Genomic DNA, 14657 nt, shown 5'->3' on the forward strand with positions numbered 1-14657 from the left:
TAATACAACTGGTAAATAGAAGTTTTTATAAATCTTACAAGTATTGATTGGTTTTTGAATGTTTGGTAGTATGTAAATAAGTTTATATAAAATAATAAATAAGTATGGATTTTAGAAAAATAGAATATGAAGATATTTATAGAATAATGAGGTGGACAAAATGTGTACAGGTATAAAAATAGATTATAAAGATGGTTGTGTTATGGGAAGAACAATGGACTATGAAATTCCTTTAAATTATAATGTGCTTTATTTACCAAGGAATTATAATTTTTGTAATGATTTAATGGGGAATCCCTTGTATTCAAAATATAAGATATTAGGTATATGTTTTGAGAACAAAGACCCATTGAAAGACGGTGTAAATGAATATGGACTAATGGGAATTACCAATGCTTTTTCAGGATTTAATTTTTATGCTAATGAAGTAAGGGCAGAAAAAGTTAATATATCTAGTTTGCATTATTTTACCTATGCACTTGCAAATTACAAATCCGTAGAGGAATTAATTGAAGATTTACCCAATATTCATATATCTACTAAAAATCACAAGGGAGAAAGTGTAATATCACCAGACTTCCATTTTATGTTTGCCGATTCTACTAAAAGATGTATTATTATTGAGCCTAAAAAAATGAAATTAATATGTTATGAAAATCCATATGATGTAATGACTAATTCCCCAGGATTCGAATCCCATGTTAGAAGACTAAAAAAAGTTTTGGATTTAGATAATCTCAATGATTTTAACTCTTCTAAAGATTTACCAGGAGGATATGATCCTGTTTCTAGATTTATTAAAGCATTTTACTTAACTAAAATGAATGTTAAATCTAAGAGTTATAGGGAAGCACTTTCTAATTCTTATAATATAATGAGTGCAATGACAATGCCCAATGGATTTGTTAGAAATAAAAAGTATAATGAAACTACTTACACTAGATATATTTGTTCCTATGATTCAAAAAATAAATTGTTAACTGTAAAATCTAATACAAATCCTAAGGTTTATCAATTGGGATTTGAAGATATAGAGGATGAAGATAAAAGACAGGCATTTTTCTTAGATTTAGACTTTATAGTGGAGAAGCTAAAATAATCACATGGTGAGAATGTCTGCAATTATAGATAGAAGAATAGAGAAGTGGCAAGGGAAGGATGTGATATTATGATTGTATTGATACTATCAATAGTATTAATTGGATTAGCAGTATTAGAGAGAATTTTATATATGAAAAGGAATGAAAGCTGGAATAAGATTAGGTTATTTATAGGAATATTAATTACTTTTTTATTATTTTCAATATCTTATTTTATAACGGATTCAACCATTGGGCTCCTTTATGTATTTTTATGTAGTAGTACTATTATTTTAATAGGTATAGTTAATTATAGAAGTAATTTAGAATGGTTTAAATATACATCATATATAATAGGGCTACCTATTACAGGATATTTATTAATTAAGACCATTCAAAATATGCTTATTAACCCACAATATCTTTTTCTATTATTATCAGTAATAAATTTAATATTAAGCTATTCATATAAACGAAAAGTAACAACAAAAGAAATCATTTCACTTATTATAGGCTTTGTAATTGTGGCAATATTAATGAATTCTTATTATAAGTTTTTTGACTCTGAAGATAGAATTATGCTTAAGCAAGAAATCGTAGCAAAAACATATCTTGAAGAAGAATTAGAGATAGATGGCTTATATATTTATACTAACAAATCAAGTATGAAATTAAGAGGAGAAGATATAAGGATAGAAGCGTATAATTTATCGGGAACTTCCATAATAATGACATATAAAAATGGTAGGATTATAAACTGTGATATAAAAAATGATTAGTCTTATTTAATCAGAAGAAAAATAGTTAAATTTTACACTAAAAATGGTATGATAGAAGTATCTAAATGAGTTGGACTAGCCTTTGAGAAAGAATAAAGCATCAGTAGGAGTGGTTAAAATGAGTTTGTTTAGGATACAAGATTCTGTTCAAGAAGTAGCAGAAGCAATTGAAGCAGTATTAAATGTAGATGTAACAATAATAGATGAAAATATGTACAGAGTTGCAGCTACTGGACAATATAGGGATTCTATAGGAAGTAGAATTCCAAACAGTTGTTCCTTTGAGGTGGTTGCTGAAACCAAGAAACCTCAAGTAATAAATAAACCAAATATAAGTAAACAATGTTTCAGTTGTAGTTTAAAAGGAAGTTGCTCTGAAATGGCAACTTTAGGATATCCAATATTAAATAATGATAAGTTAGTAGGAGTAATAGGGCTTATAGCCTTTAAAAATGATCAAAAAAAGAAAATTCAAGAACAAAAAGAGGATCTTTTGATTTTTTTAAGTAGATTATCTGATTTAATAGTGGGAAATATCAATTATTATGAAACTATAAACAGTATTACTATCCAACATGAAGAAACTAGAATGATAATAGATAGCTTAGATAAAGGAATTATATGTACTGATGAAAATGGTAATATAAAATTTGTTAATTCTAATATAGAAAATTATCTTGTAAAAGATAAATATAAATTAATAGATACTAATATAGATAAAATATTTCCATATTTAAAGGAAAAGGGAGAAGAAAGTTTTTCTATAGAGAAAAAGATAAAAATAGGTAATAAGAAGAATAGTTTTATTATAAGAAATATTCCAGTTATAGTAGAGGGAAAGACAGTTAGCAACATTTTGGAAATTCAAAGAACCTTCGATATGGTAAGAAACGCTTATAAATTAATGGAAGGGGAAAGAAAGGTAACCTTTAAAGATATATTAGGCAATAGTCCTAAAATGTTAGAAGTTAAATCAATAGCGAAAAATATTGCACCTAGTGAATCCACAGTATTATTAAGGGGAGAAAGTGGTACTGGTAAAGAGCTTTTTGCCAGAGCAATTCATTATGAAAGTGATAGAAATAAAGCTCCCTTTATAGCTATAAACTGTGCATCTATTCCAGATAATCTCTTAGAATCTGAGTTGTTTGGATATGAAGAGGGAGCCTTTACGGGGGCAAAAAAAGAAGGAAAGATGGGGAAATTTGAATTAGCAAATGGTGGTACCTTATTTTTAGATGAAATAGGAGATTTGCCAATTCATCTTCAGCCTAAGCTTCTCAGAGTATTGCAAGAACAATCATTTATGAGAGTTGGAGGTAAGGAATTAATCAATATCAGTTTTAGACTAATAGCTGCTACAAATAGAAATTTAGAAGAAATGGTTTATAATGGAGAATTTAGAGAGGATTTATATTATAGATTAAATGTAATACCTATAATTATTCCCCCCCTAAGAGAAAGACAGGAAGATATAGAGTTATTAAGCGAAAATTTACTCAATAAAAATTGCTTAAAATTAGAAAAAGAAAAAAAGTTCTATTCTAAGGAGATAAAAGAAGCATTCCATAAATATCATTGGCCTGGTAATATTAGAGAGCTAGAAAACACTGTAGAATATCTGGTTAATATGGCTAAGGAAGAAGAAATTTCATATGATGCCTTACCTATGAATGTAAAGGACTATTTATGTAATGAAAAATGTATAGGATGTAGTCATGAAAAGACTTTAAAAGATATGGTTGATAAGTATGAAAAAGATATATTGGAGAGATATCTTAAAGAATATGGTTCTTCTACTAAGGATAAAGAGTTAATAGCTGAAATATTAGATATAAATCTCTCTACCCTATATAGAAAATTAACGAAATATAATTTGCAGTAATGAGAAATTATTTGCATAAATGCAAATAAACCTAAAGTAAGGAATATTTGCTCATGGTAATTTATGTAATTAGATTAATTTGCAAGGATGCAAAAAAATATAAATAGAAAATATAAAAAGAAATCTTGGATTTACTCCTATAGCTACCTATAGGAGTTTTTTCTTTATTAAACAATATTGGCATAGAAATTGCATTATATAGTTTATGACAATTATTATATATATTTTACAAAAGAGGGGTGTAAATTTCATGATAAATGAAGAAAAGAAACAGTATTTATTGAATATAGTGAAGAAGGAGACTGTGCCAGCTATAGGATGTACAGAGCCAGTGGCAGTAGCCTATGCAGCAGCTACTGGTAAGAAGTATATAGATACTAATATAGACAAAATAGCAGTATTAGTAAGTAAGAGTATATTTAAGAATGGTAAATCTGTTATTATACCAAATACAGAAGAATGGGGACTTGATTTAGCGGCAGCATTAGGAATCATTGCAGGAAATCCTGATGATGGACTAATGGTACTTAAGGATGTTAATAAAGAGCATATTAATTTGGCTCATAAATTAATAGAAGAAGGAAAAATTACAGTGGGATATTTAGAAAATAGTCCAGCTGTATATGTGGAAGTTCATTTAACATCTAAGGAACAAAATATAGAAGTCATATTGAAGGATAGCCATAATCATATAGAAATGGTTAAGGTAAATGGAGAAATAGTATATAAAGATGTTCTAGAGAAGGATGAAAATATTTCATTTAATCTTTTAAAAGAGATGACATTTGAAGATATAAGAAAAATTGTAGAGGCTCTTTCTCTAGAAGATATTTCATTTATTAAAGATGGAATAAATATGAATAAAGAAGCTGCATATAAAGGATTAAATTTCAATAAAGGATTAAAGTTAGGATATACCTTGAATAAGTTCCAAGAAGATAATAAACTTCAAACAGATGTATTTACAAAGGCTAGAATTCTTACAGCAGCATCTGCTGATATTAGAATGGGAGGTGGAAACTGCCCAATAATGACAAGTGCAGGAAGTGGTAATCAAGGATTAGGAGTAATATTACCTATAGTTGCAGTAGCAGAAGAAAATAATATTGAAGAAGAAAAATTATTGAGGGCAGTATTTTTTGCCCATGTAGTAAATAAATATATAAAGATTTATACTGGTAAACTATCAGCAATGTGTGGATGTGCAATAGCTGCAGGAGTTGGTGCTGCTGTTGGGATTACTTGGATGATGGGAGGAAATGATGAACAAATTAGTGGAGCTGCAAAAAATATCCTATCTAATTTAACTGGTATGATATGTGATGGAGCTAAGGAAACTTGTTCTTTTAAATTATCAACCTCAGCTGGAGAAGCAGTATTATCTGCATATTTAGCCTTAGAAAATGTAATAGTAAAACCAGGTATTGGAATTATTGGTAAAGATATTGAAGAAACTATAGAAAAAGTAGGTACCTTATGTACAGAGGGACTTTCCCAAACTGATGGTGTAATAATAAAATTAGTCTAATAATATAGAAACTCCGATTTGCAAAATCGGAGTTTCTATTATAATATTTAGGGTATATTTCAAATAAAATTAAAGGAGGGGAAAATATGTTTAAAGAATTTAAAGAATTTGCAGCAAAGGGAAATGTAATAGATTTAGCAGTAGGTGTAATCATAGGTGGAGCTTTTGGTAAGATAGTTACCTCCTTAGTCAATGATATGATAATGCCAGTAATTGGACTATTAGTAGGAAAGGTAGACTTTACAAATTTATTTATTAGCTTAGATGGTAACCACTATCCATCTTTAGAAGCTGCTCAAAAAGCAACAGTTCCAACAGTAAACTATGGAATATTTATTAATACCATTATAGAGTTTTTAATTATTTCTTTTTCTATATTTATAGTTATTAGACAATTAAATAGATTTAAGAAAAAAGAAGAAAAAGTTGAAGCAGCACCTGCTACAAAGACTTGTCCATACTGCTATACAGAAATTCATTTAGATGCAACAAGATGCCCAAATTGCACTTCATCAATTAATAATTAATAAATGGTAATTGATAATTGACAATGAAAAGAGAAAATTAGATTTTCTCTTATACATATATTTGCTTATTTTGAGTAAAATATTATGGACTTCAGTATTATTTGTTGCTAAAGAGAGGATTTAATTTTAAAGATTTTCAACTGTCAATTATCAATTACCAATTAAATAGACGGAGGGGTTTAATGAAGAAGGGATTATATTTATTTCTTGCATTAACTATTATCGGTAATGTATTTTCTATTAAAACCGAAGAAACACCAAAATCAGAAATGATGTTAATGGAAGAAAATGAAATATTAAATGAGGAAAGAACCACTATATCTTTAGTAGGAGATATAATGATGGATGGTAGTGTAAAAGTACAGATAAATAAAAATGGACTAGAATATCCTTGGGAAATGGTAAAAGATTATTTTCAAAAAGATGATATTACTATAGGAAATCTTGAAACCAGTGTAACTACTAGAAATACAAAATGGGCTGATAAGCAATTTAATTTTAAATCAGATCCAGAAAATTTAAGAGCCATGAAAGAAGCTGGAATAGATATAGTTTCTTTGGCTAATAATCATTCCTTAGACTATGGTCGTGATGGATTTTTAGATACCTTAAATCATTTAGATAAATATGAAATAAAAAGAGTTGGTGGTGGAAAGAATAAAAAGGAAGCAATAGAAGGTATCATAGTTGAAAAGAATGGAATTAAAGTTGGCATATTATCTTTTTCTAGAGTAGTACCAGATGTAAAATGGTATGCCACTGATAAAAGAGCAGGAATTGTAGGTGCTTATGATGTACATATAAAAGAAGTAGTAAATAGAATAGAGGAAATGAAAAAAGAAGCAGATATCTTAGTATTATCCATACATTGGGGAGTGGAACTTAGTACTTCTCCGAGGAAACAAGAAATAGAGTTAGCTAGAAGATTAGTAGATGCAGGAGCAGATATTATAATGGGACATCATCCCCATGTATTACAAGGGATTGAAGTCTACAAAGGGAGACCTATATTTTATAGTTTAGGTAATTTTGTTTTTGGTACCAAAAATGGATTGACTTCCAATACTATAATTGGGCAAGTTCAATTAATAGATAAGGATATAGAAAGTATACAAATAATACCTTGTAAAATAGTAGGTGGCAGACCTATACCTATTGAGGGTAGTGAAGTAAAAGAAAAGATAAAATATATGAATACAATTTCTAAAAATTTTAAAACTAGTATAGAGGATACTGGAATAATAAAAATTAGATAGTATTAAAGAGGTGTGTGTAAATGTATGGACTAGTTTTAGAAGGTGGAGGAGCTAAGGGTTCATATCATGTAGGGGCTTATAAAGCACTAAGGGAATCTGGGGTTGAGATAAAAGGTGTTGTAGGGACATCTATTGGAGCTTTAAATGGAGCAATGATTGTACAAAATGACTATGATAAATGCTATAATTTGTGGAATGAAATCACTTACTCTATGGTTGTTGATGTAGACGATGAAGAGATAGATAAAATTGTGCAATTAAAATTGGCAAAGGAAGACTTATCTTTTTTACGAGATAAAATAAAAAAACTAATAAGCACTAAGGGGTTTGACATAACCCCTTTAAAGAATTTATTAGATGAATATATAGATGAAGAAAAAATTAGGAAGTCTAATATGGATTTTGGAATGGTTGCCATAAACTTAAGTCCTTTTAAGCCGTTATACGTATTTAAAGAGGATATTCCAGGAGGAGAACTGAAAGACTATTTGATGGCATCAGCATATTTGCCAGTTTTTAAAACGGAAAGACTTGGAGGAAAATTATATTTGGATGGTGGATTTTATGATAATCTTCCATTTAAAATGCTTGTAGATAAAGGATATAAGGATTTGATTTTAGTAAGAACTAATGCAATGGGTATTACTAGAAAAATTGATTTAAAAGAAACAAATTCTATTGTAATATCTCCATCAGATGATATAGGGAAATCTTTTGAATATGATTCAGCAAGGGCTAAGTCAAATATTGAGCTTGGATATTATGATGGACTCAAGGCATTGAAAGGGTTGAAAGGAAATAAATATTATTTAATGCCTAAAAATGATGATGATTATTATTTTAATCTTATACTTAATATACCTGAAGAAGATGTAAGAAAAATAGAAGAAATATTAAAACTTCCAGAATGTCCATATAGAAGATCTTTATTAGAGCATATAATACCTAAGATATGTTCTATGATTTCCCTTGATAAGAATTGTAGCTATGGGGAGATAATGATATATTTATTAGAAAAAAAGGCAGAAAATCTTAATATAGAAAGATTTAAAATTTATACATTTGAAGAGCTATTATCTAAAGTAGAAGACAAGAAGGTAATAAAGGAAAAGGAAGAAAATAGTAAATTAGATAAATTAATAGAGAAGGTAGACATATTACCTATTATCAATAAAGATGAAGCATTACTTGATATAGCAGATATAATATTTAGCAGGAGAGAATAAATCTCTCTCCAAATAAAAAAGATATAAGTAATATTTTTCTTAGAAGATAGGAGGTGTTAAATAGGATGAAAAAAAGGTTTATAATTGTGTCATTAATTGTTTTAATATTATTAGGCTTGAAACTAACAAGTCGTTTAAATCTTGAAGACTCCGTTAATTCTTTTGGTAACTCAAAACAACGTGTTACTAAAGATATTGAAAAAAACATAGACTATGAAAAAACAGATAAATTAAAAAGTATCACTTATGCTTTTGATGAATTTGAATTATTTCTAAAACCACAATCGTCCAAATTAGTTGATGATTCTTTTAATCTAAATGAATTAAAACCTGATGTATATGAGTTGTTAGATGATACTTTACTTATATATTGTTTTAAAGATGGAGAAGGTTTAAATAAAGGATTAGAAAAAATTCGAGAAGTGTTTGAGAACGACTATTATAAGTATACAATAAAAGATGATATATTAATTATTTATTATCCTAGTGAATCTTCCTTGGAAAATGCAAATTTAAATACAAAAATAGAAAAAGTTGTTGAATATATTGAAAATAGTAAAAAGAGTTTAAATAACTAATTTTATCTTCTAAATAATACATTGATTAATTTAACAAAGATAGTTACATATATACTCTTATATATTTTTTGTATTAATAATAAGAATATAGATATATAACATATTTAGAATAATTTAAATATCAATGGTTAAAGAATTAAAGTCCTATTGATATTTAGTAGGAGAGAATAAAAAATTAAATGATAATAATTATCAATTTGATGTTTATTTCATATTAATTTGGATATAAATAGAATAGTTGGTTAGTAAATAAATAATAAATTAAAGATAAAAATATGGAGGTAGAAAATGGATAGAATAGTAGGAAAAAAAGCACCGGATTTTAAAATGAAAACTTGTTTAGGAGATGGCTCAGATTTTGGTAGTGTAAGCTTATCAGATTACAAAGGTAAATGGCTTGTTATGTTCTTTTACCCATTAGATTTTACTTTTGTATGCCCAACAGAGATTACAGGATATAGTAAGAGAATCGATGACTTCAAAAAAGAAGGAGCAGAACTATTATCTGTATCAGTAGATAGCGAACATTCACATAAAGCATGGATTAATTCAGACTTAGGAAAAATAAATTTCCCAATGGCTTCTGACATGACAAAGAAAGTGTCAAGTGATTATGGTGTATTATTAGAAGATGAGGGAGTTGCATTAAGAGGACTATTTATTATAGATCCCGAAGGAATAGTTAGATATTCAGTAGTACATGATTTAAACGTAGGAAGATCAGTTGACGAAACACTAAGAGTTCTAAAGGCTTTAAAGACTGGAGGTCTTTGCCCAGTAGGTTGGGAAGAAGGAGAAGAATTACTTTAAATAAAAGGAGTCTGATATGACTCCTTTTTTAAATAAGTTCACTTTTTGGTGCCAGGCACCAAAAAGTGAACTTATTTATTAGCTATGAGAGGTGCTATAAAATGGATATAGAGAAAATAAAAGATATAATTAAAAATAGAGCTCCTAAGCCTATAGATATAAAGAAGAATTACTCTGTACTTATACCAATTATTGAGAATAATAATAGATTGGAAATAATATATGAACTTAGGTCTAAAAATTTAAATAATCAGCCTGGAGAAATATCTTTTCCTGGTGGAGAAGTAGAAGATAATGAGAGTTTTAAGGAGGCAGCCATAAGGGAAACTGCTGAAGAGTTAAATATTAAGGAAGAAAATATAAATATAATTGGAGAACTAGATTATTTAGTTTCTTATGCAAATATTACTATTCATTGCTTCTTAGGCACAATATCTGGACTAAATGTGGATAATATAATCCCTAACCATGATGAAGTAGACCATATATTCACAGTGCCTTTGGATTTTTTTATGGAAAATGAACCTGATATTTATTATTTGGATTTACAGACTGTATTAAATGACGAATTTCCTTATAATTTAATACCTAATGGAAAAAAATATAATTGGAGACGAGGCAAACATTCTGTAATGTTTTATTATTATAAGGATTATATTATTTGGGGATTTACTGCAAGAATGACAAAGAATTTTATTGATATAATTAAAGGACCTAAGATAACTTAGATCCTAATTTTCTTCTATTATATCATCACCAAGATTTTTTACACTATTAATTATAAAATACGCAGTAATTACAGAAGCTATTAAGTCCGAAATAGGTCCTGCTAACCAAACTCCAGTTAATCCAAAAATCTTTGGCAATATTATTAATGCAGGAATAAGAACTAATACTTGTCTTGATAGACTAAGTAACATTGCCTGTTTAGGTTTTCCAGTTGCTTGGAAATAATTTGAGCTTACAACCTGAAATCCTATAATAGGAAACATAGATAAATATATTCTCATACCTGGAACACCAATCCTAGAAATTTCTGCAATTTGTCCACCTTTTGGTATAAATATTTCATATAATTTAACTGGAAATAATTGAGTAAATATAAATCCAAATATGGTTATTGCAGTTGCCCCTATAATGGCATATTTCAAGGTAGTTTTAACTCTACTGTATTTCTTTGCACCATAATTAAATCCAATAATGGGTTGTGCTCCTTGATTGATTCCAAATATAGGCATCATCACCATCATAGCAACACTATTTATAACGGCCATACTTGAATTAGCCAAATCACCGCCATAGGTTTTTAAGCTATTATTTAATAGTACTGTTACAATACTACCAGCCAATTGCATACTAAAAGGTCCTAATCCAATTAAAACTATGTTTTTTATGATATCTGGTTTTAATCTTAAATATTCTTTTTTAACATTCAGCATACTCTTTCCACTAAAGAAATATCTCATAACCCATATAGAAGATAATCCTTGAGAGATAATAGTTGCAAGGGCAGCACCTTCTACTCCCATATCAAATAAAAATATAAATATAGGGTCAAGTATAGTATTTGAAATTGCACCTATTAGCATGGTTTTCATGGCAATAGTTGGATTGCCTTCACCTCGAATAAAATTATTCATACCAAAGCCAATAGCTTGTAAGGGTGCACCGATTAATATTATTTTCATATAATCATAGGCATATCCAAAGTTTGAAGGAGAAGCACCAAAGATATTTAATAAAGGTTTTAAAAACATAAGACCAAATATGGAAATAAATGATGATATTAATATTAGAAGGACAAAGGAATTACCAGCAACTTTTTCAGCTTCTTCCTTACGGTTTTGTCCTAATTTAATAGATACTAATGTATTGCCACCTATACCAATTAACATAGAAAATGCCATAATGATTAAGGAAATTGGTAAACTAATAAATATGCCGCCAATGGCAAGTTCACCTACACCTTTACCTATAAAAATTCTATCTACAACATTGTATAACGCATTTACAATCATTCCAGTGATTGCAGGTATAGAGAATTTAATCAATAGTTTTCCAATAGGTTCTTCTCCCAATAGTTTTTTTCTTTCGTTTTCTTTATCCATTTTCTCACCTACATAAAAAATAATTAGCCTTCTCTTTTGAGAAGGCTAATTATTATTATACCACAAAATATTATATATTAAAATAATATTTTGATTCTCTAACTAATTTGTAAACATTTGAGTCCAATAGTTTGTCCCATTACTTGATTGATAATGACCTACACCTATTTTATTGAAGCTAGGATTCATTATGTTAGCTCTATGCCCAGATGAATTCATCCATCCTCTAACTACAGATTGGGCAGATACCTGTCCTCTTGCAATGTTTTCTCCTGCAGTTCTATAACTGATACCAAAGGATTTCATCATATCAAAAGGTGAACCATAAGTAGGAGAAGTATGACTGAAATAATTATTTTTTGCCATATCCTCAGATTTTTTCCTAGCTACACTTGATAGCTCACTACTAGCTACTAAAGGCTGTAAACCTTCTTTTTGCCTTTCTATATTTACCAATCTAACTACTTCTGCTTCTATTGATGATAGTCCTGATACAGATGGTACTTCAGTTACAGGTGGTGTAGTTGGTTTAGGGTTACTTGGTGTAGTTGGCTCAACTGGTACTGGAGTTGTTGTAGTATCAGGATTATTTGGGTTAGTAATTACAGTACCCGGTCTAGTTGTTGGTTTAGTATTAACTATTGTCCAATTCCATACTGGATATTTATCTGTAGTTGTATTTTTTTCTATATTTGAATTGTTATTATAATTATAATTAGTATTGTAGTCGTAATTAGAGTTAGTATTGTAGTTATAGTTATAGTTTATAGAATAACCTTTATTGTAATTGCTGTATATCCTGTTGTAGTTAAAATTTGTAAAGTTGAAACCTCCAGCATTAGCTACAGATGAGCTAAGCATTGTAGTGGCTATTAATGAGTAGATTATCTTTCTTTTTTTTGTAAACATATATTGTCCTCCTTGAAATTTTAAATAGATTTAACTTATCCTAAATTATCTTATCTCCTCTCATAGATAAACCCTTAAAGGATATCTTTAGTTAATAGGAAGTTTTATAAGATTCCCTAACTTATTAGAAATTATTGTCCAATCAAATTTAGGGCAATTGTTATCTGTTACATTTTGCTGTATATTTAAATTTTTATTACAGTTATAGTTATAATTTGTTGTACATTCTTTGATGTAATTGTTTAATATTGAATTACAATCAAAATTTGTAAGATCGAAACTTGCAGCACTAGCTGCAGATGAACTAAGCATTGTAGCAGCTATTAATGAATAAATTACTTTTCTTTTCTTTGTAAACATAATTTTGTCCTCCTTGAAAATTTGAGTAAATTTAACTTTCTTAACTTGCCTCCTTTCATAAATTGTAATCAATTTGTAATAAATTGAATTTTTTAAAAGTATATCATTAGTTTAAAGAATAAATAAACCCTCAATACATGGTAGGTTTACATAATATTGCCATTTATGGTCAACTATTGAGATAATTAATGGGATAATGATATAATATATTAAATATAAATTTGAATGTATTTAATATTCATTAATAATTTCTATATTTAATATTGAAATTATTAAACTATGATAGCTGTATAAAAGCTTGTCAAAGTTTTGATAATGAAATATGATTAGGGTATATAGAGCAAATGATAAAGAGAGTTTTTATATAGGAGGTAACAGATGGAGGTAGTTGTCGTTGGAATAAATCATAATAACTCACCAATTGAAATACGAGAAAAGTTTTCTTTTTCTGAATCCATGAAGATTGAAGCATCAGATCAAATATTGGATAAGTCTGCAAAAGAAGTAACTATTGTTTCTACTTGCAATAGAAGTGAAATATATATAGCAAGTGATAATATTGATTTATCAATAAAGGAAGTTAAAGAATTCTATAAAGAGTTTTTTAATTTTTATCAAGCTGAGGATTATATCTTTGTTAAGATAGGAAGGGATGCTATAACTCATCTATATATGGTGGCTTCAGGTCTTGATTCAATGGTATTAGGAGAAGATCAAATATTGGGACAGATAAAGGAAGCAATGATGTTCTCAATGGGTTTGGGATTTAGTAAAAAAGTTTTAAATAGATTATTTATGGATGCTATAGCTGAAGGAAAAAAAATAAGGAATAAATTAAAGATATCTGAAATACCACTATCTACCAGCTATATTGGAATAAGTCTTTTAAAAAGAGAAATGGGAAATTTAAAAGGTAAGAGTGCACTAATAATTGGTGCAGGAGAAATTGGTATGTTGGCAATTAAGTATCTTTATGAAGAAGAATTAGATAGAATATATGTAACTAATAGAACATATGAAAAGATTAAAGGCATATGTAAGGATTTTAATAAATTAATTCCAATAGAGTATGAGAATAGATATAGTATATTAGAGAATATTGATATCTTGATTACTGCAACGGCAGCACCTCATACAATTATTACTTATAAAGATATGAAGAAATTATCAGATAAATTATATATATTAGATTTAGCTCTTCCTAGGGATGTGGAAACAAGGGTTGGTGAGGATAAAAATGTAATTTTATATCATAATGATGATTTACAGCGTTTATCACAAGAGAACTTATTGAGAAGGAAAGAGCTTTCCCAGGAAGCTTTAAATATAATAGATGAGGATGTTAATAAATATATTAATTGGATAAGTACTTTAGAGGTTGATCCTGTTATAGAGTCTTTAAATAAAAAATGTGTATCAATAAAAGAAGAAACTATGGAATATATTAACAGAAAGGTAGAATTGGATAAAAGAGAGAAGAAAATAATAGATAAGATGGTAATGTCTGCATTAAAGAAATTTTTAAGAGAACCCATTAAGATTTTAAAAGAAGTCAATGAGGAAAATTCAGAAGAATATATAGAAATAATGAAAAAATTATTTCAAATATAGA

At 28.2% G+C, this 14657-nt stretch carries 14 protein-coding genes; 11 read left to right on the top strand and 3 right to left on the bottom strand.

Annotated elements, in window-relative coordinates:
* Window positions 1–160: 160 nt before the first annotated feature.
* The 10 genes from BUB33_RS05225 (at window position 161) to BUB33_RS05270 (ending at window position 10396) form a co-directional block, all read left to right on the top strand.
* On the top strand, window positions 161–1099 hold the full coding sequence (locus BUB33_RS05225; protein ID WP_072973972.1) for a linear amide C-N hydrolase: 939 nt from the start codon (window positions 161–163) through the stop codon (window positions 1097–1099).
* A 45-nt stretch (window positions 1100–1144) separates the two neighbouring features.
* Window positions 1145–1858 carry a hypothetical protein gene (locus BUB33_RS05230; protein ID WP_143154885.1) on the top strand — a complete coding sequence of 238 codons (714 nt, stop codon included), beginning with the start codon at window positions 1145–1147 and terminating at the stop codon, window positions 1856–1858.
* 118 nt (window positions 1859–1976) lie between these two features.
* Window positions 1977–3743 carry a sigma 54-interacting transcriptional regulator gene (locus tag BUB33_RS05235; RefSeq protein WP_072973977.1) on the top strand — a complete coding sequence of 589 codons (1767 nt, stop codon included), beginning with the start codon at window positions 1977–1979 and terminating at the stop codon, window positions 3741–3743.
* 250 nt (window positions 3744–3993) lie between these two features.
* Window positions 3994–5271, top strand: coding sequence for an L-cysteine desulfidase family protein (locus BUB33_RS05240; protein WP_072973979.1), 1278 nt, complete (start codon window positions 3994–3996; stop codon window positions 5269–5271).
* An 86-nt stretch (window positions 5272–5357) separates the two neighbouring features.
* Window positions 5358–5798 (top strand): large conductance mechanosensitive channel protein MscL, encoded by a 441-nt coding sequence (gene mscL, locus BUB33_RS05245; RefSeq protein WP_072973981.1) that lies wholly within the window; start codon window positions 5358–5360, stop codon window positions 5796–5798.
* Between the two features lie 182 nt (window positions 5799–5980).
* Window positions 5981–7054: a CapA family protein gene (locus tag BUB33_RS05250; protein WP_072973983.1), complete on the top strand. Its 1074-nt coding sequence runs from the start codon at window positions 5981–5983 to the stop codon at window positions 7052–7054.
* Between the two features lie 20 nt (window positions 7055–7074).
* The gene (locus BUB33_RS05255) at window positions 7075–8280 is read left to right on the top strand and encodes a patatin-like phospholipase family protein (protein WP_072973986.1); all 1206 of its coding nucleotides are present in this window, start codon (window positions 7075–7077) and stop codon (window positions 8278–8280) included.
* Window positions 8281–8345: 65 nt separating this feature from the next.
* Window positions 8346–8858 (top strand): hypothetical protein, encoded by a 513-nt coding sequence (locus tag BUB33_RS05260; RefSeq protein WP_072973988.1) that lies wholly within the window; start codon window positions 8346–8348, stop codon window positions 8856–8858.
* A 288-nt stretch (window positions 8859–9146) separates the two neighbouring features.
* Window positions 9147–9668 (top strand): peroxiredoxin, encoded by a 522-nt coding sequence (locus tag BUB33_RS05265; protein WP_072973990.1) that lies wholly within the window; start codon window positions 9147–9149, stop codon window positions 9666–9668.
* A gap of 101 nt (window positions 9669–9769) precedes the next feature.
* On the top strand, window positions 9770–10396 hold the full coding sequence (locus BUB33_RS05270) for an NUDIX hydrolase (RefSeq protein WP_072973992.1): 627 nt from the start codon (window positions 9770–9772) through the stop codon (window positions 10394–10396).
* 3 nt (window positions 10397–10399) lie between these two features.
* Here the strand turns inward: BUB33_RS05270 and BUB33_RS05275 are convergent, their stop codons facing one another.
* From BUB33_RS05275 to BUB33_RS05285, 3 genes are all read right to left on the bottom strand, one after another.
* Window positions 10400–11776: an MATE family efflux transporter gene (locus BUB33_RS05275; protein WP_072973994.1), complete on the bottom strand. Its 1377-nt coding sequence runs from the start codon at window positions 11774–11776 to the stop codon at window positions 10400–10402.
* A gap of 102 nt (window positions 11777–11878) precedes the next feature.
* Window positions 11879–12685, bottom strand: a complete 807-nt coding sequence (locus BUB33_RS05280; protein ID WP_072973996.1) for a CAP domain-containing protein — start codon at window positions 12683–12685, stop codon at window positions 11879–11881.
* Window positions 12686–12772: 87 nt separating this feature from the next.
* Entirely contained in the window at window positions 12773–13045 is a 273-nt protein-coding gene (locus tag BUB33_RS05285; protein WP_072973998.1) for a hypothetical protein, read from the bottom strand.
* A 378-nt stretch (window positions 13046–13423) separates the two neighbouring features.
* Here BUB33_RS05285 and hemA point away from each other — a divergent pair, with 378 nt between their 5' ends.
* The gene (hemA, locus tag BUB33_RS05290) at window positions 13424–14656 is read left to right on the top strand and encodes a glutamyl-tRNA reductase (RefSeq protein ID WP_072974000.1); all 1233 of its coding nucleotides are present in this window, start codon (window positions 13424–13426) and stop codon (window positions 14654–14656) included.
* Window position 14657 lies beyond the last annotated feature (1 nt).

Origin of the sequence: Tissierella praeacuta DSM 18095, from assembly GCF_900128955.1 — a bacterium.
GTDB classification, from domain to species: Bacteria; Bacillota; Clostridia; order Tissierellales; family Tissierellaceae; genus Tissierella; species Tissierella praeacuta.

Excerpts from the sequence above, each read along its gene's own strand:
- BUB33_RS05225 (WP_072973972.1), top strand. The coding sequence starts at position 161 with ATGTGTACAGGTATAAAAATAGATTATAAAGATGGTTGTGTTATGGGA.
- BUB33_RS05235 (WP_072973977.1), top strand. The coding sequence starts at position 1,977 with ATGAGTTTGTTTAGGATACAAGATTCTGTTCAAGAAGTAGCAGAAGCA.
- BUB33_RS05240 (WP_072973979.1), top strand. The coding sequence starts at position 3,994 with ATGATAAATGAAGAAAAGAAACAGTATTTATTGAATATAGTGAAGAAG.
- mscL (WP_072973981.1), top strand. The coding sequence starts at position 5,358 with ATGTTTAAAGAATTTAAAGAATTTGCAGCAAAGGGAAATGTAATAGAT.
- BUB33_RS05250 (WP_072973983.1), top strand. The coding sequence starts at position 5,981 with ATGAAGAAGGGATTATATTTATTTCTTGCATTAACTATTATCGGTAAT.
- BUB33_RS05255 (WP_072973986.1), top strand. The coding sequence starts at position 7,075 with ATGTATGGACTAGTTTTAGAAGGTGGAGGAGCTAAGGGTTCATATCAT.
- BUB33_RS05260 (WP_072973988.1), top strand. The coding sequence starts at position 8,346 with ATGAAAAAAAGGTTTATAATTGTGTCATTAATTGTTTTAATATTATTA.
- BUB33_RS05265 (WP_072973990.1), top strand. The coding sequence starts at position 9,147 with ATGGATAGAATAGTAGGAAAAAAAGCACCGGATTTTAAAATGAAAACT.
- BUB33_RS05270 (WP_072973992.1), top strand. The coding sequence starts at position 9,770 with ATGGATATAGAGAAAATAAAAGATATAATTAAAAATAGAGCTCCTAAG.
- BUB33_RS05275 (WP_072973994.1), bottom strand. The coding sequence starts at position 11,776 with ATGGATAAAGAAAACGAAAGAAAAAAACTATTGGGAGAAGAACCTATT.
- BUB33_RS05280 (WP_072973996.1), bottom strand. The coding sequence starts at position 12,685 with ATGTTTACAAAAAAAAGAAAGATAATCTACTCATTAATAGCCACTACA.
- BUB33_RS05285 (WP_072973998.1), bottom strand. The coding sequence starts at position 13,045 with ATGTTTACAAAGAAAAGAAAAGTAATTTATTCATTAATAGCTGCTACA.
- hemA (WP_072974000.1), top strand. The coding sequence starts at position 13,424 with ATGGAGGTAGTTGTCGTTGGAATAAATCATAATAACTCACCAATTGAA.